This is a genomic window from Arthrobacter sp. FX8 (genome assembly GCF_026723805.1).
Taxonomy (GTDB): domain Bacteria; phylum Actinomycetota; class Actinomycetes; order Actinomycetales; family Micrococcaceae; genus Arthrobacter.
The window spans coordinates 3,736,143-3,757,778 of sequence record NZ_CP113505.1 but is presented as its reverse complement, the minus strand read 5'-3'; the positions used below and the strand labels follow the sequence as shown (position 1 = coordinate 3,757,778).

Genomic DNA, 21,636 nt, shown 5'->3' with positions numbered 1-21,636 from the left:
GCACCGCCGGTACGCTTGAGGCATGACCTTCCGCGCCGCCGTCGTTACTGCCGCCTCCCTGTCCACCGCCCTGTTGCTGCTGACCGGATGTGGCGGGGTGGAGGAGGCTGCGGGCAATGCCGCCAGCGATGCCGCATCCAAAGTTGCCTCCGCCGCCGCACAGGAAGTCAACCGGCAAATCTGCGCGGTGGTGCAGGACGGCCTGGTCAGCGTGGAGGACCGACAGGCGCTGGCCGGGCTCGTCTCGGCGGCACGCACGGCAGGGGTACCGGCGGAAATTACGACGCCGTTGGGCCAGATCGCCGAAGCCGGAGACCAGGTGCCGGCAGACTCAGTCCGGGCCTTGAAGGACGCCTGCCAGGCCTGACGGACGGGCTGACTGTCGGGGGGCCGGAAGACCCTTCAGCCGCCTCTTCCCCGGTGCTAGCGTGAAGTGACGAACCAATAAGCCTGTGACACCACGTCACGCGCGAAGGAGATCGTCATGGCAGAACGCGGCAATACCACCCACGGTTCCGGCCTGAAGGCATACGCGGACCTGTACCGCCTGCCCGGCCCCTGGTGCACAGCCTACGTGGATGCCGGAACCGGAACAGTGGACAGCCTGGAAGCCGGCGACGTCCGGGCCGGAAACACCCGCGCCCAGCTCGAGGCCCAGGGAGCAACGTCCGCTGACATCGACGCCATGGAACAGGCCCTCACGCCCGCAACGGGGATGCCCTCCCCCGTGTCCAGGTTCGTGCTGGTCCACGGCGGGAAAGCCGAACTCAACGAGGTGCTCCCGGGCCGGCTGGTCTTGCCGGAGAGGATGGTCGTCGAGCCCGTCCCGGACCTGCTCCCGCTGCTGAAACACCAGCCCGAAGAGTTTCCGTACGTTGTGGCCGAGGTCAGCCGCGAACATGGGGAAATCCGGTTGTACCGTGCCGGGGCGGGGGCCCCTGCCAGCGTCCGGGAGGTGGAGGGCGAGTCCGAACACATTCACAAATTCCATGGCGGCGGCTGGTCGGAGCTGCGGTTCCAGCACCACACCGAGGACGTGTGGCGCCGGAACGCCGACGAAGTGGCGGGCGAAATAGACAGGGTGGCCAGTGCGGGCGGCGCCCGGCTGATTGTTCTCGCCGGCGATATCCGCGCCCGCGGGCTGGTCAGGGAAAACCTCTCCGAGGCCGGCAGGGCACTGTTGTCGGAGGTCGATTCCCACACGCACACTGCCGGGGCGGACAGCGCCAACCTGGAGGACCAGGTCAGCCAGCGGGTGGCGGAGGTCTGGGCTGAAGAACAGCAGGCGGTCATGGACAGGCTGGCAGTCCAGGAGGGCCAGGCAAATCCGGAAGCGGCCCACGGGGCGGGAGCTGTGGTCCACGCGCTCCAGCAGGGACAGGTTGAGGTCCTGATCCTTGATGACGCCGCCCTGTCCCGGCGGACCATGCTGGCCTTGGATGCCGAACCGTGGATCGCCACGGCCAAAGAGGAAGCCCTGGCGGCAGGAATACTTGGCGAAGTTCCGGCCCCTGCCGCCCTGTTGCGGGCAGCTGCCCTGACTGACGCCCGCGTTCTCCTGGTCCCTGGACCTGTCCTGCCGGAGGGCGTGGATGTGGCGGCACTGCTCCGCTGGTCCCCGGGCCCGGGCGTCCCGTCGTCGTAATCAGCCTATGCAGCCCACCTGGTGCAAGGGGGACTGCTGGAGGAGGAACGGGAAGCCGAAGGTTGGACAAAACAGTGGCCGGTCCGAAAGGTCCGGCCACTGCTTTTTAGACTTCCCGTCAATTCTGGCGGGGCTGGTCCCATCCCCGCAGGCCGCCTGCACGCCCGGCCTGCGGCCGGTGACCGTGCGCGGCCCGGTGTTCGGGAGGGGCAAACGGAACCACGCCGGTGTCGTGGCTGAGCGGTGCGGCGCGGACAAACTTTGTCAGCTCCTCGCGGAGTGCCTTCCATGCGATGTCCGGATCGTCAGGATAGGCCTTGACCTCTGCCTCCCGCGCCGCTTCAACGGCGGCAACACCGGCATCGGTGAGTTCCACTTTCAGCTGCCTTCGGTCTGTGGCATGGCGCATCCTGGTGATGAGTCCTGTGGATTCAAGCCGGGTCAGGACACGGCCCAACGTCTGGCTTTGGACCCTGATCGCGTCGGCAAGCTGTTCCTGGTTCAGTGGGCCCCCCATCAGGCCTTCCAATGCAATAACAGCGGCACGGGTGAGGCCAAGGGGGGCCAGTGCATCGTCCTGCCGCCGCTGGATCAGCCGTGCCGCCAGAGTGATCAGGCGGTAGCTGCTCCGGGCGTCCGGATCGAGATTGCTGGTCATCGGCCGCAGCCTTCCTGTAGGTGGCGAAAGTGCTGGTCACCATGCGTCGCTACACCCCTACAATAAGCATGCTTAGCAACACATTCGCAAGTAGGCTTACTAACCGCCCACCTTCACGCCCTTGCATAGGCGCAGCCATTGGAAGCTGAACACCACTACCCCTTGCAATCGAAATGGGAAGTGTGCTTAGTATCTAATTAGTAACCTTGCTTACTAAGTTGCCAGCACTGCTGGTTCTTGTTCGCCAGCTAACCCTTTCTGAAAGAGAGCGATGATGACAGAGAACCAATGGCCCCAGACACCACATACCCCCGCCGCCCCCGGTGTTGCCGATCCGTACGGCGCAACGGAAACAGCGCCCCAGCATGACTCCTACACGGGGGTTTCAACCGATTCCTCCAAGTCGCAGGCAGCCAAGGAAGAGGCTTCCAACGTTGCTGGTGAAGCCGCATCAGCCGCCCAGAATGTAGCGGAGACCGCCAAGGGCGAGGCCGCGAATGTGGCCCATGAGGCCAAGCTCAATGCCCAGGACCTGCTCCACCAGGCCAAGTCGGGCCTGACCACCCAGGCCGGCACGCAGCAGCAGAAGGCCGCCGAGGGCATCCGCAACATTTCCAGCCAGCTGCACAGCATGGCCAGCGCCCCGGACCAGCAGGGCATGGCCAGCGACCTTGTCCGGCAGGCAGCCGAGCGGACCTCCTCCATCGCGTCCTGGCTGGAGAACCGGGAACCCGGCGACCTCCTGAACGAGGTCCAGCGGTACGCCCGCAACAATCCCGGCACGTTCCTGCTCCTCGCCGCCGGCGCCGGTGTCCTTGCCGGACGCCTCACCCGCGGCCTCACCGCAGGCGCCCCCGACTCGCAGGGGCAGGTCCAGGCTTCGGGCCAGCACCGCGCGGCGCAGACACCCCCGGCAGTGCAGTCACCGGTAGCGCCGCTGCGGCAGGAGACCGTGTACGCCGCGGGTAACGATGACCTCTTCAATGAGCCCACCGTCACAGGCGCAACCCCGGTATCCACCAGCACGCTTCCCTCGGGTACCGCGGAGGAAACCCCGCTCCGGTTCGACGACGACCCCTACCGGGCCGAAAACGGCGTGTACACCGGTGACGAGGCGTTCGGCACCGAGGGAACCTCCGGGACTGGCCGCCGCGGCACGGGTGGCCTGTAATGAGTAGCCAGATTCCGGAAATGCCGCCGAGTGCGGCGCATGTGAAAGCGGACAACGCGTCCCTGGGCGAGCTGCTGGGCGACGTAACCCGGGACCTGTCCACCCTGATGCGCCAGGAAGTGGAACTGGCCAAGGCCGAACTCAAACAATCCACCTCCCGCGCAGGGAAAGGCGCCGGCATGCTCGCCGGCGCCGGCGTCGGCGGACACTTCGTCCTGCTCTTCCTCTCCCTGGCCCTAATGTGGGCCCTGGGCGCCATCATGCCCCTGGGCTGGTCCGCACTGATCGTCGCCGTCATCTGGGCCATCATCGCCGCCGTCCTGGCCTCCATCGGCCGCAAGGAACTCAAGCAGATCAAAGGCCTGCCCCAAACCGGGGAAACCCTCTCAGAAATTCCCCCAACCCTAAAACCAGGTGAGGTAAACCGATGAGCGAAAACCCTGACGTCATCCGCGCAGACATAGAAGCCACCCGGGCACGCCTGGGCACCAACGTGGACGCCGTGGCAGACAAGGTCACCCCGTCCAACATCGTCCACCGCCAAACCGACAAGGTCAAAGACGCCGTCACCGGCGTCAAGGAGAAAATCATGGGCGCCGCAGACAACGCCACCACCAGGGTCCACGACACCACCGCCACCGGCGCCGGGCACACCACCAACGCCATGCACACCGCCGGCGACAGCCTCCACCAGGCAGGCGACACCGTCTCGACCAAACTCAGCGACGCCGGCCACGCCGTCTCCGCCGCCCCGGACCAGGTCAAAGCCAAAACCGCCGGCAACCCCCTCGCCGCCGGCCTGATCGCCTTCGGCGCCGGACTCCTGGTCTCCTCCCTGATCCCGGCAAGCCAGAAGGAACGCGAAGCCGCGGACCAGCTCAAAACCGCAGCCCAGCCCCTGGCAACCCAGGTCACCGACGCCGCCAAAACCATGGCCCAGGACCTCAAGGAACCAGCCCAGGAAGCCATGGAAAACGTCAAGGTCACCGCCACCGACGCCGCCCAAAACGTCAAACTCGAAGGCCAACAAGCCGCCACCGACGTCAAAGACCGCGCCACCGACGCCAAAGACCACGTCCAAAACACGTAACCCGCGTGGGTATCCACGTACCAAAGCAAAGCCGGCTCCGCATCCCGCGGGCCGGCTTTGCCGTTGCCGGGCCTGGACTCCTGCCTAGCGCTTGCCCTTCTTTCGGGACCCTTTCCCCCGGCCCTTGTCCGGGTTGGGGGCGTATCTCTGGGCTACCTTGGGCGCCTTTTTGGCGCCGGTGCCGCGGCGGTCCGGCTTCGGATCCTTCTTGACCTTGACCGGCTGGGCCGAGGGCTGGCGTGAGCTTTGGGCAGTGCGTCCGCGCACGATGCCGATGAACTCCTCCAGCACCTCATCCGTGGCCTCCGTCGGCCAGGCCAGCGCGATCTCAGTTCCGTCCGCGCCGGTGAGCCTGCGCGCCACCGTGTCCTTGACGTTGAAGTGGCGGGCCACCGACATGGGGAGGACCACCAGGCCGGCGCCGGCGGCAACCACCTGGAGCGCGGCCTCCGGTCCGCCCAGGGCAGCAACATCGAGGAATGACTCCTGCGCCAGGTCGGCCAGGGCCACTTCCTCGAACACTGAAATCTCGTGCCCCTTCGGCGCCACTACCACCGGCTGTTCCTCGTAGAGCGGTATGACGCTGAGCCCTTCCCGCTCGATGGGAAGGCGGACAAAACCCATGTCCGCCGCGCCGTCCCGCAGCTTCCCAAGCTGCGCGCCGTCGTCGACCATGAATGCCTCAAGGGGAATATGCGGCATCCGCTCTTCCCAGCGGCGGATCCATTTGCCCGGCGTCACGCCGGCCACGTATGCGATGCGCAGCACCCGGGGTGCCGCCTGGTCGGCCGGCCCGTCAGGGGCGGATTGGGCATCAGGCGAGGGGGTATTGTCGGAGGGCACGTCTTCACAGTACCCGCCGCCCGGATACCCTTGAAGCATGACCTCTGCAAACTCCCAGTCCATGAAGCCGGCCACCGTTGCCAAGAAACTTGGCATCTACCTCCCGGCCACGCCGCAGGAGTTCCAGGATTCAACCATCACCCGCGAGGAGTTCGCCGAACTGCAGGCCAACCCGCCGGAATGGCTCGCCGAGCTCCGCCGCAACGGCCCGCACCCCCGCCCCGTGGTGGCACAGAAGCTGAACGTGTCCATCAGCGGCCTAAGCCGCGGCGGCGTGGAGGAAGCACTGACGACGGCGGAAATCACCGCGCTGCTGCAGGCTCCGCCGCAGTGGCTGGTCACCGAACGTGCCACCCACGCGGCTGTCCGCACCGAGGCCCAGCGGGTCAAGGAAGAGGCCGCGAAGAAGCAGGCGAAGAAGGACCGCACCCAGGCCCGTTAGCCCTCAGTCCTGGTGGATCTGGATGTAGTTTCCGCAGCCGTCGTCGAACACTGCACTGGTCCCGAACGGATCCGTGGTGGGCGGGGTCTTGAAGCTGACTCCGGCGGCCACCAGCCTGTCGTATTCCGCCTGCACATCGGGAACCCCGAAGACTATTGCGGGTAGGCCCGCCTCGCGCACGGCGTTCATGTAGTTCGCGCCGATTGGGTTGTCGCTGGGCTCGAGGAGGAGTCCTACTGAACTGTCGTCCGCTCCCGGGTCTTTGATGATGTAGAGGTTGTACTCCGGCATGGCCATGAGCGTGTCAAAGCCGAGCGTTCCCGTATAGAAGGCATGGGCGGCGGCGGGGTCCTGGACGTGGATGCTGCACATTTTGAGTCGCATGCCTTCACCGTACCGCTCAGCTCCTGACGGTTTGCAGTGCCTTGGACCAGGAAATGACCTGATCAAGCAGCGGCTGCAGCGCCTCTTCCGCCCCTTCTGACGGTGTGAGGTTGTGGCACGCCTTCTCCGCCATTGACGCTGCGCCCGGGAGACGGTGCAATGGAAGGACCAGCCCGGCCTCATCCGGCCCGGGGGCTGGGCGCTGGAGGTGCAGGATGTCAGTTGTGGCGGAGTCTCTGATGCAGGGGCTGCTTCAAGGTGCGTGGGCGGTCCTGCTGTGCGGTCCCGTGCTGGTGGCCAGCGTGGCCGCCACGGTATTTGTTGTCCGACGCCGGGCTTTGGCTTCCGGAGGCAGCGCACCAGCCGGCAACACACTGGCCGGCCGCGCAGCGGAGGCTCCGGACCAGCTGTTTTGGGACCTGTTCCTGGGTGCCTGTGTCGCCCTTCCCGCGTTGATTATCCCCGCCCTGGTCTCGCCGTGGGCTGGACTGCTGTTGGCAGGGGCAGCTGCCGCTGCCGGCATCGCCGCCTACCGTGGCAGCCCCAGGTTCCTGGCCTGGCGCACCGCCCGCCGGGAAGGGCGGCGGCAGCGTTCGGCCCACCAGGCCGCCAGCGCGCATCACGACGAGCTCATGGTCCGGTGGCGGCGCTACGAACTTGATCCGGCGTACAGCATCGACTACCCGGCACTGACTGACGTGCGGCTGCCCGAAACGTCGGCACTGATCAAGGCGATGCGGACGGCGGACCAGTTGCGGACGGCCGCGCACAAGGGTTACCCGGACGCCGTCGGAAGGCTGGCTGCGTCATTGGCAGCGGCGGAACGGGCGGCGGGAATCCCGGCGGCGCTGCCTGCGGAGCAGGCCACCTGAGGTTAACTGCTGTGTCGCCGGCGGTGGATCAGCGGAGAGCCCGGCGGTAGCATCCCAGGATGAAGCCTGAGGAACTGCCTGTCCACGATCAGTATGGCCGCCTGCTGGAGGACCGCGGAGTCTGGCGGCAGGCCACCACACTGGAAGCGGCCGGCGAACTGACTGCCCGGTGGCTGGAGGGCGGGAGTTCTTACCAGCCTGGACACTTTGCGCCGGGCTCCGACGACGAGACCAAACCCATCGCCACAGACTTGGCAGAGCTGAACCGTCACGGGTTGTTCACCAAGGAATCCCAGCCCGGCATCCGTAACGGGGCCGCGGCCCAACGGGAGTACGTCACCGGATTCTGCAGCGCCGCCACCGCCGGTGAACTGCTGGCGCTGTCCACCCGCACCGAACTGGTGACCGTGGCACATGCACCGGGCGAGGCAAGCAGTGCAGCCATCCCGGTAACCCTTGCCGGATCGGAAGTCACCACCGTGCTCGGCTCCAGCGAGAACCCCGTTGAGGAGGAACAGATCCGGGACTGGGCAGAGGAAACCAATGATGCCCTGGCCCTGCTCCTGGCCGACTCCTGGTACGTGGAAATCCTGGATCCGGTCTGGGGAAGGAACGGCGTACTGTTTCCGGCGGTCTTGCAGGCACTGAAAGGGGCGGAGCAGCCCTAGCCGCTCCGCCCCGTCCGCTTACCCGGCGCTCCCGGGAACTACAGCTCCACGGTGCCGCTTTCACCGACACTCATCCGGCTGTTGGTGACCTTTGCCTTCACCCACTGCAGCACCGTGGCGGCCGTGCCGCCGGGGCTGGTCCAGTACTCGGCAGAATCCGAATCGACGCGCAGCAGGCACACCTCGGGGGTATCCGGGCCATCAGGGAACCAGGCTTCAACCGCCTGGTTCCACAGTTCACGGATTTTTGCCCGGTCTGTGACCACTTCGGCGGTCCCGGCCACGGAAACCCATTCGGTCTTCCGGCCAAAGGCGACGTTCACGCGCGGATCAGCCCGGACATGCGCAACCTGGGAAGTGCCAAGGCCGGTGAAGAACCACATGTCGCCGTCGTCCTTTACCTCCTAGACACCTTGCTGATGCTCTGGGCGTCAGTCATGCCTCACCTCGTTCGTCGAAAGTCGGGGACGCTCCCCGCCGCCAGCCTATTAGTAAGCATGCTTATTTACCAGCCGGCGGCCACCGGCACCTTTGCCACCTCGGCGATGCGTGCAGCGGTAATCCGGCCCATGCGGACCGCGCCGTCCACGTGCTGGTAGCCCTCGGCAGCGAGGTCGGACGATGACCAGTAGATGGGGCCCACGGGTGCATGCTGGTCCTTGCCGTAACGGTGCAGTCCGCCCAGGTCGTAGCTGGCGGCGTAGGCGCCGCGGGTCCACTCCTCCGAGCCCCAGTCGGACTCGTAGTAGACCTCCGGCGCCAGGGCCTGGTCGCCAAGGTAGCCGGCGATCGATTTCAGGATGGCCTTCCGGCGCTCTTCGGCGCTGAGTTCGAAGACGGCGTCCGCCTTCTCATCCGACACGAAGCCCACCAGGGTGCCGCGCGGATCGCCGTGGTTGGTGTTGTCGTAGACCTCCTGGACCAGGGCGTCCGCCCCGAAGCAGGTGCCGGAGAGTCCCTTGTCCCGCCAGAAGGGCGTGCTGTAGACGGCGTGCACCTTGATCACCAGGCCCAGGGACTGGTGCTGGTGCATCTGGTGCTGGCGGCGCGGCAGCGGCGGGTTGAAGGAGACGCGGGAGTAGAGGTTCGGCGGTACGGCCATGATCACAAACCGGGCGTTGACCGTGGCCCGGTCGGATTCAACGGTGACCCGGTGGCCGCCGTCGGAATCCGGCTCCCAGTTGACGGTGCGCACCGGGGAGTTAAGGATTACGTCGTCACCCAGCTGCTGCGCCTGCAGCAGCGAGACCTGCTGCATTCCGCCCACCACGCGGCGGTCCAGGATGAAATCCTCGTCCGTCAGGTGGGTGAACGAACCTGCGGAGGCTGCCATCAGGACGGCCTGCAGGGCAGAGAAGGCGTGGGCCGGCTTGGTCAGCATGCCGCCGGCGATAAAGAGGCCAATGTTCTTGCATGCTTCCTCGTTGCCCGAGTTCTGCCGGAGCCAGTGATGGAAGGAAATGGTGTCCAGTTCACGCGCCTTGGGATGCGCCCAGGGCTCTGTGGGGCCGATTTCCGCCGCAAGGTCGTCCAGCAGAGCCACCAGGCGGTCCATTTCGACGGCGGTGTCCGGATCCACCGGGAACGTGTCACCCGTATAGCGCACGGGTGCGCCGTCCGCGCCGATGTAGATGGACTCCCCTTCGCGGTAGCGCGGGTACGTTTCCAGGTTCAGCTCCTGGAGCAGGTCCAGGAGTACGGTCTGGTCCGGGGAAACCCACTGGCCGCCGATTTCGAGCATGGCACCGTCCACCGTGTCGGTCCAGGTGCGGCCGCCCACGCGGTCACGGGCCTCGAGCACGGCGACCGTGAGGCCGGCCTTTTTCAGTTCGCGGGCGGCGGTGAGTCCGGACGGCCCGGCTCCGACGACCACGACGTCGCGGTTCAGGTTCAGCATGATGTCCTCTCTGGGCCCCTTAGTGACGGGGACCACTAAATGAATGCCATTCATTTATGAGAACTATAGCGGGTGCCTGCCGGGAGGGGAAGTGCCGGGTGGAATAATGCAGGGGACATCGACGAAAGGGCAGCAATGCCGGCAGTATCAGCCGCACAGGGACGCTCCACCAGCAACGGCGGAGCACAAAGGAGGCGGGCAGGCAGGCCGTCTGCGGCCGTGCTGGCCAAGTCCGGAATTACCGAAGCCGCGCTGGAACTGATCAGCCGCAAGGGATATGACGGGCTGACCATGGCCGCCCTGGCAAAGGTGCTGGACGTCGCTCCCTCCGCCCTCTACAACCATGTGGCATCAAAGCAGGACGTCCTGCTGCTGGTGGAGGACCACCTGATGTCCCTGGTGGACGTTACGGGTTTCGGCGGCGGGAGCTGGGAGGACGCCGTCCGGACCTGGGCGTGGAGTTACCGGGATGTCTTCGCCGAGCACACACCGCTGATTCCCGTGATCGCCGTCCTGCCCGTGACGGACGCGCCGCAGACCCTTGCCATGTACGAAACCGTGAGCAAGGGGTTCCTCGACGCCGGCTTCCCCCAGGAGCGCATCATCCCCGCCATCGTGGCGCTGGAGTCCTTCATCTTCGGCTCCGCTTACGACGTCACCGCTCCGGAGGACATTTTCGATTCCGGCTCCATGGCCGGCTCCACCCCCAACTTCTCCGCCGCGGTGCGCAGTTCGGCAGCCGGCCGGGAGCGTGGCCGGCCTGCCGACACCGCCTTCAGCCTGGGGCTTGATGCGCTGATCTCCGGGCTGGGGGCTCTGCGGACACAGGACGCCACATCCGGTTCATAGCGCTGGCCGCCGTGCCGCAAAAGCCCTGAATCAGGCTTCTCCGTTCACGGCCACCACGATCTTGCCCCGGGTATGGCCCTCCATGTTCAGGCGGAAAGCCTCCGCGGACTGAGCCAACGGAAGAACCTTGGCAACCTCTACCCTGATGTTGTTCCGGTCCACCAACCCGGCGAGCTCCTGCAGGTCTGCTCCCACCGGACTGACCCACATCCAGGTGCCGCCGTGCTCCTCCACTTCGCTGTCGGCGATGGATGCATGCCTGCCCCCTTCAGCCAGTACGGCCAGCGTCGCCTCAAGATTGCCTCCAGCGAAGTCGACAACGACCTCCACGCCGGCGGGACGCAATGCACGAACACGCTCCACGAGTCCTTCCCCATAGGCAACCGGCTCGGCCCCCAAGGAGCGGAGGAATTCATGGTTCTTTTCGGAGGCCGTTGCAATGACCTTCGCACCCAGTGCCACCGCAATCTGGATGCCCAGCGACCCCACTCCACCGGCGCCACCGTGGATAAGGACAGTCTCACCGGACGCGAGGCCCAGGCGGTTCAGGACCTGGTAAGCAGTCAGTCCGGCCAGCGGAAGCCCCGCCGATTCGTTCCATCCCAGAGACTCGGGCTTGCGGGCCAGCAGCCGTTCCGGCAATGCGATGTACTCGGCAAAACTTCCGCCATGGACATAGTCTTTCCGGCCGTAGGCAATGACCTCGTCACCGGGCTGGAACGCCCGGGCGTCGATCCCCACCGACTCGACGACCCCCGCCACGTCCCATCCCGGGATCGCGGGAAACTGCAGGTCCATTGCCGCATCCAGGTAACCGGCCATGATCTTCCAGTCCACGGGGTTCACCGAGGCTGCCTTCACTTTGACCAGGACCATCCCCGGCCCCACCTTCGGCATCGGCCTCTCGGTCAATTCAAGGACGTCCGGGCTTCCGTATTCGCTGTAGGTAATTGCCTTCATGCCTGCGACAACGGCGCAGCGGTCCGCCACTATTCCTGCTCCGGCCCGGGAGTGTCGCACCACACCTCCGGCGGATGTACTTGTAATACAAGTCTGCTACTTATATCCTAAGCAGGTGGGGCGAAGGAGCCCTATCCCGCCTCCAGGAGAACTTATGAGCACCGTTGATCTGATCCGGCACGTCAAACTGTCCACCGCCCGCCTTCCCCTCGCTGTTCCCATCAGCGACGCGAAGGTCTTCACCGGACGGCAGAAGCCCATGACCGAGGTGGTCTTCCTGTTCGCGGAGATCACCACGGAGCTGGGCCACTCCGGCATCGGCTTCAGCTACTCCAAGCGCGCGGGCGGCCCGGCGCAGTACGCCCACGCCAAGGAAGTCGCCGAAGGCCTCATCGGCGAGGACCCCAACGACATCGCGAAGATCTACACCAAGCTACTGTGGGCAGGTGCCTCGGTGGGCCGGTCCGGCGTCGCCACCCAGGCTCTCGCCGCCGTCGACATTGCTTTGTACGACCTCAAGGCCAAGCGCGCAGGCCTGCCGCTGGCGAAGTTCCTGGGCTCATACCGCGACTCCGTCCGGACGTACAACACCTCCGGCGGCTTCCTGAATGCCACCCTGGACGAAGTTAAGGCCCGGGCCACGCAGTCCGTCGAGGAAGGCATCGGTGGCATCAAAATCAAGGTTGGCCTTCCCGACAGCAAGGAAGACCTCCGCCGCGTGGCAGGGATCCGCGAACACATCGGCTGGGACGTGCCGCTCATGGTGGACGCAAACCAGCAATGGGACCGTGCCACCGCCTTGCGGATGGGCCGCCGCCTCGAGGAATTCGACCTGGTCTGGATCGAGGAGCCCTTGGACGCCTACGACTTCGAAGGCCATGCCCATCTGGCACAGGTCCTGGACACGCCCATTGCCACCGGCGAGATGCTGGCGTCCGTGGCCGAGCACAAGGGCTTGATCACCGCCAATGGCTGCGACATCATCCAGCCCGACGCCCCGCGCGTGGGCGGCATCACCCAGTTCCTGCGCCTCGCCGCCCTCGCAGACGAACGCGGGCTGGGCCTGGCACCGCACTTCGCCATGGAAATCCACCTCCACCTCGCGGCGGCCTACCCCCGTGAACCCTGGGTGGAGCACTTCGACTGGCTGGACCCGCTGTTCAATGAACGGCTGGAAACCAAAGACGGCCGCATGATCGTTCCGGACCGCCCGGGCCTTGGCATCACGCTCAGCGATCAGGCCCGTGCCTGGACCACCGAGCGCGTAGAGTTCGGCGCGTAATCTTGAGCCATGAGCCGGAACCTCACCGCGGACCTTGCCGCTGACCTTCGCAACCGCATCGTCGACGGCGTGATCCAGCCGGGCGAGAAGCTGCCCAGCGAGAACACGCTCATCAACGACTTTGGCGTCAGCCGCACGGTCGTCCGCGCCGCCCTCACCCGGCTCCAGGCCGAAGGGCTTGTCGAAACCGAGCGGGGGCGGGGAAGCTTCGCCCTCACTCCCCCACCGACGTGCCCCCGGCAGTGCCGGGTGGCCGCCCGGTGGCCACCACGGAGGACCGGCTGCACCTGCTGGCATTCCGAATGGGAGTGGAGGCCGAAGCCGCCGCACTGGCGGCGCGGAACCGCACGGACCGCCAGTTGCGGGCCGTCAGCGCCGCACTGGAATCCTTCACCGAAAGCGCAGGCCACCCTGCCCACGCCATGAAGTCGGATTTCGAGTTCCACCGCGCTGTGGCGGCGGCATCCGGCAACCCCTATTACTCAGATTGCCTGGCGGCGCTGGGGCAAACCATGATCGCCATGCCGCGCACCCGCCTGATGACCGGCGTCGAACACTACGCCCGGGACCATTTCGACCAGGTGGTGCTGGAGCACCGGTCCATCCGGGACGCCATCGCAGATGGTGACGAGGCTGCGGCCGCGGCAGCCATGCGCTGCCACCTGGCAAACTCACGACGCCGGTTCAAGGCGTCGGCGCGCCCGTCCAGTCAGGAGGACGCAGCCAGGACCGCCGGGTCCTAAGCCTGTTCGCGGATCCAGGCCCTCGAGGGCCGGATCTGCGAACAAGCCCCTGACGTTTCCAGACCCAGCCCGGTGTTAAATAGGTAAGGGCCCCAATCGTGTGATTGGGGCCCTTACCATTTGCGTGCGCGAGGGGGATTTGAACCCCCACGCCCTTTCGGACACTGGCACCTGAAGCCAGCGCGTCTGCCGTTCCGCCACTCGCGCGCAACTTCTTCCACTCAGCCGGTCCGGTTTCCCGTTTCCGCGCCTCGTAAAAGCAGCGAGATCAAGCATAACGGACAGATGCCGCAAATTACCAATTGGCCGCCGGCACCCCTTCCCCATGCCCTTAAAGGCGGCCTAACAGAGGGGCCTTACCGGCCGGAGACGGAGGGCCGGAGCCGCCGCCGGTTTGCGCGGGTTGGGACCGGACCAGTCACGGATCTGAACTTTTGCCGGCGCCCGGCCGTTGTGGATTAAGGTCATTCGCAGGGGTGCCCAGTAGTATCGGATGTAGGAGTGGCCGCTGCCGGCGGGCATGCCGCGCAGTGCCGGACCGCCCTGCAGGTGCTGGTCAGCAACAACTACTGCCCCGGAACCGGGGGAAAGGAGAAGAACCATGGGTCTGCTGGACAAGGTTGAACGTGGCATTGAAAAGGCCGTCCGCGGTGTCTTCTCCACCGGTTCCAAGGCCCAGGTCGAACCTGTGGAGATCGCCAGCAGGCTCCGCCGCGAGGTGGACCATAAAGCGATCACCATTGCGGCCGGACGTACGCTGGTGCCCAACGTCTTCGACGTCCAGCTCAGCGATGAGGACTTCGGACGCGCACAGGAGTGGGGCACGCCGCTGGCCGAAGAACTCTGCGACGTGGTCATCAACCACGTCCGGAGCCAGGGCTACACCCTCCAGGGGCCCGTCCGGATCTCCTTCCGCCGCGAAACGGCACTCCGCCCCGGTGATTTCGAAATTGCCTCCTCCACCGAAAAGTCCCAAGGCTCCGGCGGCGCCACGCCGCCCCGGCCGAACGTGCCGGCAGCTCCCAGCCGGCCGCCCGTGAGGCTGCAGCCTGTGCTGGACATCGAGGGCCAGCGTTATTCGCTGAACGCCCCGTCCATCGTCCTGGGCAGGTCGTCCGAGGCAGACATCCACATTGATGACACAGGCGTATCGCGGCGCCACCTGGAAATCCGAACGGCCAACGGCGCCACCAGCGCCGTGGACCTGGGATCCACCAACGGCAGCTACGTCAACGGGCAGAAGGTCTCCGGAAGCATCGAACTCACAGACGGCTCCACCATCACGATGGGACGGACAAAGATCATCTTCCGCCTGCTTCCTGCCAACCCGGGTGGCCACGCATGAGCGACCTGACCATCACCGCGCTGCGGTTCGGCTTCCTGCTGCTCCTCTGGGTACTCATCTTCAGCATCGTCTCCGCCATGCGCCGGGACCTCATGTTGGGCCGGAAGGCCGCATCCGGCGTGCCCACCGCCCGCCAGGTCCGCCGGAACCCGGAACTTGCCGAGACCCCGCAGCCCGTAAAGCAGCAGGCCCGGCAACTGGTGGTGGTCGAAGGCCCGCTCAAGGGCAGGACCCTGCCCCTGGCGGCCAGCCCCATCCTGCTGGGCCGCGCCCAGGAAGCCACCCTGGTGCTGGAAGACGACTACGCTTCCGGCCGCCACGCCCGGCTCTTCCCGCAGGGCAGCCGTTGGTTCATCGAAGACCTTGGCTCCACCAACGGAACCTACCTGGGAGACCAGCAACTGACCCGTGCCCTGCCCGTGGAGCCAGGGGTCCCCGTGAGAATCGGCAAGACGGTCATTGAATTGAGGCCGTGACCGTGGCCGAGGCTGAAAACCCCGCAACCGGCTCCAGCCCGGCGCAGCGGCCCCTCATCATGCGCTTCGCGGCGCGGTCGGACGTCGGCCGGATCCGTTCGAAGAATGACGATTCCGCCTACGCGGGCCGCCACCTCGCCGTCGTCGCCGACGGCATGGGCGGCCACGCGGGCGGTGACGTTGCCTCAGCCGCGACCGTCCTGGACATGATCCACCTGGACAGCCCCGACCACGGCGATGAGGCCGGGACGATCCTTGCCGACGAAATCCAGACCGCCAACTCACTGCTCTCCGAACTGGTGCACATCAACCCCAAGCTGGCCGGCATGGGCACCACCGTGACGGCCCTCCTGCTGGCAGGCGGCAAACTGCACTTCGCGCACATCGGCGACTCCCGGGCCTACCGGCTCCGCGACGGCGAATTCAAGCAGGTCAGCGTGGACCACACCTTCGTCCAGCGGCTCATCGACGAAGGCCGGCTCAGGCCTGAGGAAGCGGAAACGCACCCGCACAAGAATGTCCTCATGCGGGTCCTGGGCGACGTCGATGCCAGCCCCGAACTCGATCTGGACACCCTGGACGCCCGTCCCGGCGACCGGTGGCTGCTGTGCTCCGACGGGCTGAACTACGTCGCCGCGCACGCCGTGGAGCGGACGGTCCGGGAAACCCACAACCTGCACGAATGCGCTGACACCCTCGTTGAACTGACTCTTGAGGCCGGTTCGCCGGATAACGTCACCGTGGTCATGGTGGACATCGTGGAGGAAACGCCCGACGACGTCAGCACGGCCGCCGTCGAAATCGTTCCGCCGGTGCAGGGCGGCAGGTCCGCTGCCGCGGCAGCTGGCGGGCAAGGCGCCACCGCCGCGTCCCCTGTTCCGGCCGGCGGGACGGAACCGGCCAAGTCCGGTTCAGCCACTGACGATGCCGGGCAGGAACGGGCGCCCGAAAAGAAGACCGCCGACGGCGGCACCAGGGATCCGGAGGGCGGCTCCTCCGAGGCCGGCAGTACAGACCCCCACCTGGGCGAACATCTTTCCGCTGAAGTCCTCCGCGAAGAACTTGCCTCCCGCCCGCATGAACTGGTGGGTGCTGCCGCTGCCGCCGCCGAATCGGGCTCCATCCCCACCGTGGCCGGACGTACCGTGGCACGGCGGGCAGCCACGCTCCTCACCCATAAGGCAGAACCGGCCGTCGATCCCGAGGACACTTTGCCGACGCTGCGTCCGCGCCGCTGGGTGGCCTGGTCCGTTGCAGCCGCCGTGCTGGTTGTCGTTGCCGTCGGCCTGTGGCTGGGGTACGCCTGGACCCAGACCCGCTACTACGTCGGCGAGTTCGATTCCCGGGTGGCCATCTACAACGGGGTCTCCCAACGGTTGGGACCCATCCAGCTGTCCTCCCTTGAGGCTGTGACGGATATCCGCATGGACTCGCTCCCGCCGTTCTCGCAGCAACGGGTCCGCCAGACCGTCCCCGCCAATGACCTCTATGACGCGCAGCGGATCGTCAAGAACCTGGAGCTCACGGGAACAACCTCCCCCGAGGAGGAGTGCCCCAGGCCATCTGCCTCCGCCACTGCGCCTGCCCCGTCGGCAAGCACAGGCACGTCGGCAAGTGCAGCGCCGCCCGCCAGCGCAGCCGCCCCGCCGCCCGCACCGGATGCCGCCGCGCCCGCACCCTCCTCGGCTTCTCCGTCCCCCACTCCGACTATCACCTGCGAGGCGGCCAAATGAGCCAGGTAAGCACTTTGCCCAAGCCCCGCCGCAACGTTGAACTTGCCCTCCTGCTCCTGGCCCTTGCCGTTGGCATCGGCGCCAACATGATGGTGGGCGTGGACCAGGAGAAGGCCTTCGATTCCGACTTCTGGTTCCAGTCCAGCCTGCTGGCAGCGGCAGCCCTGGCCTTCCACGGTGTCCTGCGCTTCCGCGCAAAGTATGCCGATCCGGTAATACTTCCGATTGTCGTCGCCCTTAACGGCTTGGGTCTTGCGATGATCCACCGCCTGGATGCTCCGGGCGAGGACACGGGAAACAACCAGCTCCGGTGGACCCTCATCGCCATGGCGGTGGCCATCGCCGTCGTGTTCTTCCTGAAGGACCACCGCATCCTGCGCCGCTTCACCTTCATTTCCCTGGCTGCGTCCGCCCTGCTGCTGATCCTGCCCCTGGTCCCGGGAATCAGCGCCGGCGAAATCCTCGGCGCACGGGTGTGGATCAGGTTTGGCCCCATGACGTTCCAGCCGGGCGAAGTAGCCAAGATTACGCTCGCCATATTCTTCGCCGGGTATCTTTCCTCCAACCGTGACCTCATCCTGCTGGCAGGCCGCAAGATCGGCCCCCTGCAGTTTCCCCGGTTCAAGGACATGGGCCCCATGATCACCGCGTGGCTGGTCAGCATCGGTGTCCTGATCTTCCAGCGGGACCTTGGTTCCTCCCTGCTCTTCTTCGGGCTTTTCATCGTCATGATCTACGTGGCAACCAGCCGCATCAGCTGGGTGGTGATTGGCCTGGCCCTGATCCTCGGCGGCGGTTTCGTGGCCGCCCAGGTGTTCTCCCACGTCCAGCAGCGCGTCTACGGCTGGCTCAACGCCTTCTCCCCGATGTCTACGAGAACGGCAGCCGGCAGGTCATCGAGGGCCTGTTCGGCATGGCCAACGGCGGCCTGGTGGGCACCGGCCTTGGCCAGGGCCGCCCGGACCTGGTCCCGTTCGCCAACAGCGACATGATCATCGCCTCCCTGGGCGAGGAACTGGGCCTCATCGGCCTGTTCGCCGTCGTCCTGCTGTACCTGCTGCTGATCACCCGCGGATTCCGCGCCGCCCTGGGCACACGGGACGCGTTCGGAAAGCTGCTCGCCTGCGGCCTTTCCTTCGCGGTGGCGCTTCAGTGCTTCGTGGTCATCGGCGGGGTCACCCGGCTCATTCCACTGACCGGGCTTACCACGCCGTTCCTGGCGGCCGGCGGTTCGTCCCTTCTGGCCAACTGGATCATTGTGGGACTGCTCCTGATGATCTCGCATGCGGCCCGCGGGCCGGTGGACACTACACCGTTGCCGCCGGCCGGGACGGCAGCGGCAACAGGCATTGACACTCCAACCGAGGCGGTGAAGCAGGCATGAACCAGGCAATCCGGCATTCATGGGTAGCCGCAGTGGCCATGTTTGCACTGCTGTTCGGGGCCATCAGCTACGTGCAGGTGGTGGGCGCCGACGACCTCAAGACCAACCCCTGAACCAGCGTGCCATCCTGCAGAACTACTGCAACGACCGCGGCGCCATCATCGTTGGGGGCACCCCCGTTGCCGAGTCGGTGGAAACCGGTTCGGAGACCTGCAAGTTCCAGCGCACCTACCCGCAGCCGGAACTGTATGCGGGCATCACCGGCTACTTCTCGAAGAACTATGGCGCCACCGGCCTGGAACAGGCCATGGGCGCCGAACTGGCGGGGAACTCGGACCAGCTCTTCCTTGACCGGGTGGGCCAGCTCTTCCTGGGCAACCAGCCCAAGGGCGCGTCCGTGGAACTCACCATCGACCCCCAGATCCAGAAGCTTGCCTACAGCCTGATCCCGGACGGACAGCGCGGCTCGATTGTGGTGACCAACCCCAAGACCGGCGCCATCCTGGCCATGGTGTCCAAGCCGTCCTACAACCCCAACGTGGTGGCCACCCAGGACGCTGCCGCGGAGCGCGCCGGCATGAACGAGCTGGTCAAGGTTCCGGGCATCAACCTGAACCAGAACGTCAGCGGCCCCACCGGGGAGCTGCTCGCACCGGGCTCGGTCTTCAAGCTCGTGGACACCGCGGCGGCGCTTGCCTCCGGCAAGTACAACAAGGACAGTGTCCTCCCCAACCCGGCGGAGATGCCCTTTGACGGCATCCAGTACAAACTGCCCAACTACGCGGGTGGCAACTGCTACACCAGGGACACCGCCAGCTTCGCCTTCGCGCTGCAGCAGTCCTGCAATACCCCCTTCGCCAGCATTGCCCTGGATCTTGGCCGCGACGCCATCGCCGACCAGGCCAAGAAGTTCGGCTTCGGCGAGGACGTCGGCGGCCAGCTGAAGCTGGGCCACGCGCTGGGCAATGGTTTCCCCGGAAACCTGGACGCACCCGGCCTTGCCCAGTCGGCAATCGGGCAGAAGGATGTCCGCGCCACGCCGCTGCAGATCAACATGATGACCTCCGCCATCGCCAACGGCGGCAAGCAGATGCAGCCCAACCTCATCAAGACCCTGCGCTCTCCGGACCTTCGTGTCATCGACGAACCGCAGCCGCAGCAACTGCGCACCTCCACCACCCCGCAGATCGCCAGCCAGATCACCGAGTGGATGGCAAGCGCAGTCAGCGAGGGCATTGCCAAGGGCGCAGCGGTCCCCGGCGTCCAGGTGGCCGGCAAGACAGGAACCGCAGAGCTCGGGAACGGAACCAATAACTCCTGGTTCACCGGCTTCGCGCCCGCAAACAATCCGCAGGTGAGTGTCACGATCGTCATGGAGGGCGTGAACATCACCACCGGCGCACAGCTGACCAGTCCTAACGCGAAGAAGATTTTTGAGGCGGTGTTGAATAAGTGAGGCCTACAACCGGAATCACCCTCGGCGGCAGATTCCAGCTGACCACGCGGATTGCGATCGGCGGCATGGGGGAAGTCTGGAAAGCCAAAGACCTCGTCCTGGGCCGCATCGTCGCCATCAAGGTGCTGAAGGAGGAGTACACGGGGGACCCCGGATTCCTCCAGCGCTTCCGTGCGGAGGCCCGCCACACTGCCCTGCTGAACCACGTGGGAATCGCCAACGTCTTTGACTACGGCGAAGAAGAGGGCTCGGCCTACCTGGTCATGGAACTGGTCCCCGGCCAGCCCCTGAGCAGCATCATCGAGCACGAACAAGTGCTGTCGCCGGACCGCACGCTGTCCATCATTGCGCAGACCGCCCGCGCCCTGGCCGTCGCCCACGCCCAGGGCCTGGTCCACCGCGACGTCAAGCCCGGCAACCTCCTGATCACCCCGGACGGACGGGTCAAGGTCACGGACTTCGGCATCGCCCGCCTCGCCGACCAGGTGCCCCTCACGCAGACCGGCCAGGTCATGGGAACGGCGCAGTACCTGGCACCCGAGCAGGCGACCGGCCAGACCGCCACGGGATCCTCGGACATCTACTCGCTCGGCGTTATCGGCTACGAGTGCCTCAGCGGGCACCGTCCTTTCTCCGGCGAATCGCAGATCGCCATTGCCCTGGCCCAGGTGAACGACGCTCCGCCGCCTCTTTCGGAGACCTTGCCGGCCCCGGTCCGGGCCCTCCTGATGTCAATGCTGGCCAAGGACCCCAAGGACCGTCCCGCCAACGCCATCAAGCTGGCCGAGGCTGCGGAGGCCATCCGCAACGGCGACATCAGCGCAGCACGCGCCGCCGTTCCCGGCATGCTCTTTTCGACGCCGACACAGGGCCCATCACGGCCCCCGTTGACACTGCCACTGCCCCCACCGGAGTCATTGGCGCCCAGCATGACTCCACTCCGGCTGCCACATCAGCCCTTCCAGTGCTGGGTGCCGGCGCGGCGGGCGCCGCGGCCGGGCTGGCTGCGGGCGCCGCGGGCGCTTCCGCCGACGGGGATGTTCCCAAGGGGCCACTGGCCCGGGCCGATGCGCTGGCTGCCGAGCGGAACTGGGACCAGGAGGAGGAAACGTACGACGACGGTCCCTCCGATGAGCCCCGGCGCAAGGGACGCAGTCCATGGACCTGGCCCCTGGTCGCCCTGATCCTGCTGCTCCTGTTTGCGCTGGTGGGTTTCCTGCTGAACCAAATGGGACTCTTCTCGCCCTCCGGCAACCCGACATCCGGCATCACCACCAGCAGCGCGCCGCCGTCGTCGGCAACGCCCACGCGGACCACTGCGTCAGCCACGCCGACGCAGACGCGCAGCACACCGACGCCGACGCCTACTTCCGAGCCCACCCAGGACACGGTCAACGTGATCCCGGCCGCCTACCTCGGCAAGGACTACCGCCAGGTCCAGACTGCCCTTGCCAACCTGGGACTCCAGGTGACGGTCCTGCCGCAGGAGAGCCGGACGGCCGCCCCCGGCACCGTCCTGGAGCTCAATCCGACCGGCGTGGTGCCCAAGGGTTCGCTGATTACCGTCATCTACGCGACCGCTCCATCACCCGCGCCCACGACGGCGGCACCCACGCCTGCTCCCACCACGTCCTCACCCGTGGCGGGCCCCACGCCCCTCTCGCCCCTGCCAACCTGTGCGGCCGGCCAGACGCCCGGAACGCCTGCGACCTGCACGCCGTAAACGTCGGGACCACCA

At 66.4% G+C, this 21,636-nt stretch carries 18 protein-coding genes, 1 tRNA gene and 5 pseudogenes; 17 read left to right on the top strand and 7 right to left on the bottom strand.

Going from position 1 to position 21,636, the window contains the following annotated elements:
- Positions 1-22: 22 nt before the first annotated feature.
- Together OUO20_RS17585 and OUO20_RS17580 are read left to right on the top strand one after the other, a co-directional pair.
- Entirely contained in the window at positions 23-367 is a 345-nt protein-coding gene (locus OUO20_RS17585) for a hypothetical protein (protein ID WP_018770404.1), read from the top strand.
- A gap of 117 nt (positions 368-484) precedes the next feature.
- Complete coding sequence (locus OUO20_RS17580) at positions 485-1,645, top strand: baeRF2 domain-containing protein (RefSeq protein ID WP_018770405.1); 1,161 nt, start codon at positions 485-487, stop codon at positions 1,643-1,645.
- A 118-nt stretch (positions 1,646-1,763) separates the two neighbouring features.
- Here OUO20_RS17580 and OUO20_RS17575 read toward each other — a convergent pair whose 3' ends face one another.
- On the bottom strand, positions 1,764-2,303 hold the full coding sequence (locus OUO20_RS17575; RefSeq protein WP_018770406.1) for a MarR family winged helix-turn-helix transcriptional regulator: 540 nt from the start codon (positions 2,301-2,303) through the stop codon (positions 1,764-1,766).
- A 274-nt stretch (positions 2,304-2,577) separates the two neighbouring features.
- Here OUO20_RS17575 and OUO20_RS17570 point away from each other — a divergent pair, with 274 nt between their 5' ends.
- From OUO20_RS17570 to OUO20_RS17560, 3 genes are read left to right on the top strand one after another with little or no spacing between them, the layout of a single operon-like run.
- A complete protein-coding gene (locus OUO20_RS17570; protein WP_051081398.1) occupies positions 2,578-3,474 on the top strand; it encodes a hypothetical protein in 897 nt (298 codons plus the stop codon).
- A complete protein-coding gene (locus OUO20_RS17565) occupies positions 3,474-3,905 on the top strand; it encodes a phage holin family protein (protein ID WP_026265945.1) in 432 nt (143 codons plus the stop codon). Before OUO20_RS17570 ends, OUO20_RS17565 begins: the two co-directional genes overlap by 1 nt.
- Positions 3,902-4,564, top strand: a complete 663-nt coding sequence (locus OUO20_RS17560) for a DUF3618 domain-containing protein (RefSeq protein WP_268002252.1) — start codon at positions 3,902-3,904, stop codon at positions 4,562-4,564. The genes OUO20_RS17565 and OUO20_RS17560 overlap by 4 nt, the downstream gene beginning before the upstream one ends.
- 84 nt (positions 4,565-4,648) lie before the next feature.
- Here the strand turns inward: OUO20_RS17560 and OUO20_RS17555 are convergent, their stop codons facing one another.
- Positions 4,649-5,482 carry a LysR family substrate-binding domain-containing protein gene (locus OUO20_RS17555; protein WP_018769914.1) on the bottom strand — a complete coding sequence of 278 codons (834 nt, stop codon included), beginning with the start codon at positions 5,480-5,482 and terminating at the stop codon, positions 4,649-4,651.
- Between OUO20_RS17555 and OUO20_RS17550 the strand changes: the two genes are divergently transcribed.
- Positions 5,445-5,849, top strand: coding sequence for a DUF5997 family protein (locus OUO20_RS17550; RefSeq protein ID WP_268002251.1), 405 nt, complete (start codon positions 5,445-5,447; stop codon positions 5,847-5,849). The genes OUO20_RS17555 and OUO20_RS17550 overlap by 38 nt on opposite strands.
- Positions 5,850-5,852: 3 nt before the next feature.
- Here the strand turns inward: OUO20_RS17550 and OUO20_RS17545 are convergent, their stop codons facing one another.
- Positions 5,853-6,233, bottom strand: coding sequence for a VOC family protein (locus OUO20_RS17545; protein ID WP_056392303.1), 381 nt, complete (start codon positions 6,231-6,233; stop codon positions 5,853-5,855).
- A 215-nt stretch (positions 6,234-6,448) separates the two neighbouring features.
- Between OUO20_RS17545 and OUO20_RS17540 the strand changes: the two genes are divergently transcribed.
- Together OUO20_RS17540 and OUO20_RS17535 are read left to right on the top strand one after the other, a co-directional pair.
- Complete coding sequence (locus OUO20_RS17540) at positions 6,449-7,105, top strand: hypothetical protein (RefSeq protein WP_166673092.1); 657 nt, start codon at positions 6,449-6,451, stop codon at positions 7,103-7,105.
- 59 nt (positions 7,106-7,164) lie between these two features.
- Entirely contained in the window at positions 7,165-7,773 is a 609-nt protein-coding gene (locus OUO20_RS17535; protein ID WP_018769909.1) for a DUF6919 domain-containing protein, read from the top strand.
- A gap of 38 nt (positions 7,774-7,811) precedes the next feature.
- On the opposite strand, the pseudogene OUO20_RS17530 reads toward OUO20_RS17535, so the two are convergent.
- Both OUO20_RS17530 and OUO20_RS17525 read right to left on the bottom strand, forming a co-directional pair.
- Positions 7,812-8,177: pseudogene (locus OUO20_RS17530) on the bottom strand (pyridoxamine 5'-phosphate oxidase family protein); the annotation flags it as partial.
- Positions 8,178-8,278: 101 nt separating this feature from the next.
- Complete coding sequence (locus OUO20_RS17525; RefSeq protein WP_268002249.1) at positions 8,279-9,670, bottom strand: flavin monoamine oxidase family protein; 1,392 nt, start codon at positions 9,668-9,670, stop codon at positions 8,279-8,281.
- Between the two features lie 135 nt (positions 9,671-9,805).
- Between OUO20_RS17525 and OUO20_RS17520 the strand changes: the two genes are divergently transcribed.
- Positions 9,806-10,519 (top strand): TetR/AcrR family transcriptional regulator, encoded by a 714-nt coding sequence (locus OUO20_RS17520; protein WP_026265867.1) that lies wholly within the window; start codon positions 9,806-9,808, stop codon positions 10,517-10,519.
- 30 nt (positions 10,520-10,549) lie between these two features.
- Here OUO20_RS17520 and OUO20_RS17515 read toward each other — a convergent pair whose 3' ends face one another.
- Complete coding sequence (locus OUO20_RS17515; RefSeq protein WP_134164844.1) at positions 10,550-11,479, bottom strand: NADP-dependent oxidoreductase; 930 nt, start codon at positions 11,477-11,479, stop codon at positions 10,550-10,552.
- 154 nt (positions 11,480-11,633) lie between these two features.
- Here OUO20_RS17515 and OUO20_RS17510 point away from each other — a divergent pair, with 154 nt between their 5' ends.
- Complete coding sequence (locus OUO20_RS17510; RefSeq protein WP_018769904.1) at positions 11,634-12,761, top strand: L-talarate/galactarate dehydratase; 1,128 nt, start codon at positions 11,634-11,636, stop codon at positions 12,759-12,761.
- Positions 12,762-12,770: 9 nt separating this feature from the next.
- A pseudogene (locus tag OUO20_RS17505) lies at positions 12,771-13,504 on the top strand (FadR/GntR family transcriptional regulator).
- 125 nt (positions 13,505-13,629) lie between these two features.
- Here OUO20_RS17505 and OUO20_RS17500 read toward each other — a convergent pair.
- Positions 13,630-13,711 (bottom strand) — tRNA-Leu (locus OUO20_RS17500).
- A gap of 394 nt (positions 13,712-14,105) precedes the next feature.
- On the opposite strand from OUO20_RS17500, the gene OUO20_RS17495 reads away from it, so the two are divergent.
- From OUO20_RS17495 to OUO20_RS17470, 6 genes and pseudogenes are all read left to right on the top strand, one after another.
- Positions 14,106-14,849: an FhaA domain-containing protein gene (locus tag OUO20_RS17495; RefSeq protein WP_018769902.1), complete on the top strand. Its 744-nt coding sequence runs from the start codon at positions 14,106-14,108 to the stop codon at positions 14,847-14,849.
- The gene (locus tag OUO20_RS17490; RefSeq protein ID WP_018769901.1) at positions 14,846-15,325 is read left to right on the top strand and encodes an FHA domain-containing protein FhaB/FipA; all 480 of its coding nucleotides are present in this window, start codon (positions 14,846-14,848) and stop codon (positions 15,323-15,325) included. Before OUO20_RS17495 ends, OUO20_RS17490 begins: the two co-directional genes overlap by 4 nt.
- Positions 15,326-15,327: 2 nt before the next feature.
- Positions 15,328-17,058 (top strand): PP2C family protein-serine/threonine phosphatase, encoded by a 1,731-nt coding sequence (locus tag OUO20_RS17485; protein WP_442781145.1) that lies wholly within the window; start codon positions 15,328-15,330, stop codon positions 17,056-17,058.
- Positions 17,055-18,442, top strand: a pseudogene (locus OUO20_RS17480) (FtsW/RodA/SpoVE family cell cycle protein). The gene OUO20_RS17485 and the pseudogene OUO20_RS17480 overlap by 4 nt, the downstream one beginning before the upstream one ends.
- A pseudogene (locus OUO20_RS17475) lies at positions 18,439-19,898 on the top strand (peptidoglycan D,D-transpeptidase FtsI family protein). The pseudogenes OUO20_RS17480 and OUO20_RS17475 overlap by 4 nt, the downstream one beginning before the upstream one ends.
- Positions 19,895-21,621 (top strand): annotated as a pseudogene (locus tag OUO20_RS17470) (protein kinase domain-containing protein). The pseudogenes OUO20_RS17475 and OUO20_RS17470 overlap by 4 nt, the downstream one beginning before the upstream one ends.
- The last annotated feature ends 15 nt before the right edge of the window (positions 21,622-21,636 follow it).

What these genes read in the sequence shown, in the direction of transcription:
- OUO20_RS17580 (WP_018770405.1), top strand. Translation starts at nt 485, where the DNA reads ATGGCAGAACGCGGCAATACCACCCACGGTTCCGGCCTGAAGGCATAC.
- OUO20_RS17575 (WP_018770406.1), bottom strand. Translation starts at nt 2,303, where the DNA reads ATGACCAGCAATCTCGATCCGGACGCCCGGAGCAGCTACCGCCTGATC.
- OUO20_RS17560 (WP_268002252.1), top strand. Translation starts at nt 3,902, where the DNA reads ATGAGCGAAAACCCTGACGTCATCCGCGCAGACATAGAAGCCACCCGG.
- OUO20_RS17570 (WP_051081398.1), top strand. Translation starts at nt 2,578, where the DNA reads ATGACAGAGAACCAATGGCCCCAGACACCACATACCCCCGCCGCCCCC.
- OUO20_RS17585 (WP_018770404.1), top strand. Translation starts at nt 23, where the DNA reads ATGACCTTCCGCGCCGCCGTCGTTACTGCCGCCTCCCTGTCCACCGCC.
- OUO20_RS17540 (WP_166673092.1), top strand. Translation starts at nt 6,449, where the DNA reads ATGTCAGTTGTGGCGGAGTCTCTGATGCAGGGGCTGCTTCAAGGTGCG.
- OUO20_RS17495 (WP_018769902.1), top strand. Translation starts at nt 14,106, where the DNA reads ATGGGTCTGCTGGACAAGGTTGAACGTGGCATTGAAAAGGCCGTCCGC.
- OUO20_RS17550 (WP_268002251.1), top strand. Translation starts at nt 5,445, where the DNA reads ATGACCTCTGCAAACTCCCAGTCCATGAAGCCGGCCACCGTTGCCAAG.
- OUO20_RS17565 (WP_026265945.1), top strand. Translation starts at nt 3,474, where the DNA reads ATGAGTAGCCAGATTCCGGAAATGCCGCCGAGTGCGGCGCATGTGAAA.
- OUO20_RS17490 (WP_018769901.1), top strand. Translation starts at nt 14,846, where the DNA reads ATGAGCGACCTGACCATCACCGCGCTGCGGTTCGGCTTCCTGCTGCTC.
- OUO20_RS17535 (WP_018769909.1), top strand. Translation starts at nt 7,165, where the DNA reads ATGAAGCCTGAGGAACTGCCTGTCCACGATCAGTATGGCCGCCTGCTG.
- OUO20_RS17510 (WP_018769904.1), top strand. Translation starts at nt 11,634, where the DNA reads ATGAGCACCGTTGATCTGATCCGGCACGTCAAACTGTCCACCGCCCGC.
- OUO20_RS17545 (WP_056392303.1), bottom strand. Translation starts at nt 6,233, where the DNA reads ATGCGACTCAAAATGTGCAGCATCCACGTCCAGGACCCCGCCGCCGCC.
- OUO20_RS17515 (WP_134164844.1), bottom strand. Translation starts at nt 11,479, where the DNA reads ATGAAGGCAATTACCTACAGCGAATACGGAAGCCCGGACGTCCTTGAA.
- OUO20_RS17525 (WP_268002249.1), bottom strand. Translation starts at nt 9,670, where the DNA reads ATGCTGAACCTGAACCGCGACGTCGTGGTCGTCGGAGCCGGGCCGTCC.
- OUO20_RS17520 (WP_026265867.1), top strand. Translation starts at nt 9,806, where the DNA reads ATGCCGGCAGTATCAGCCGCACAGGGACGCTCCACCAGCAACGGCGGA.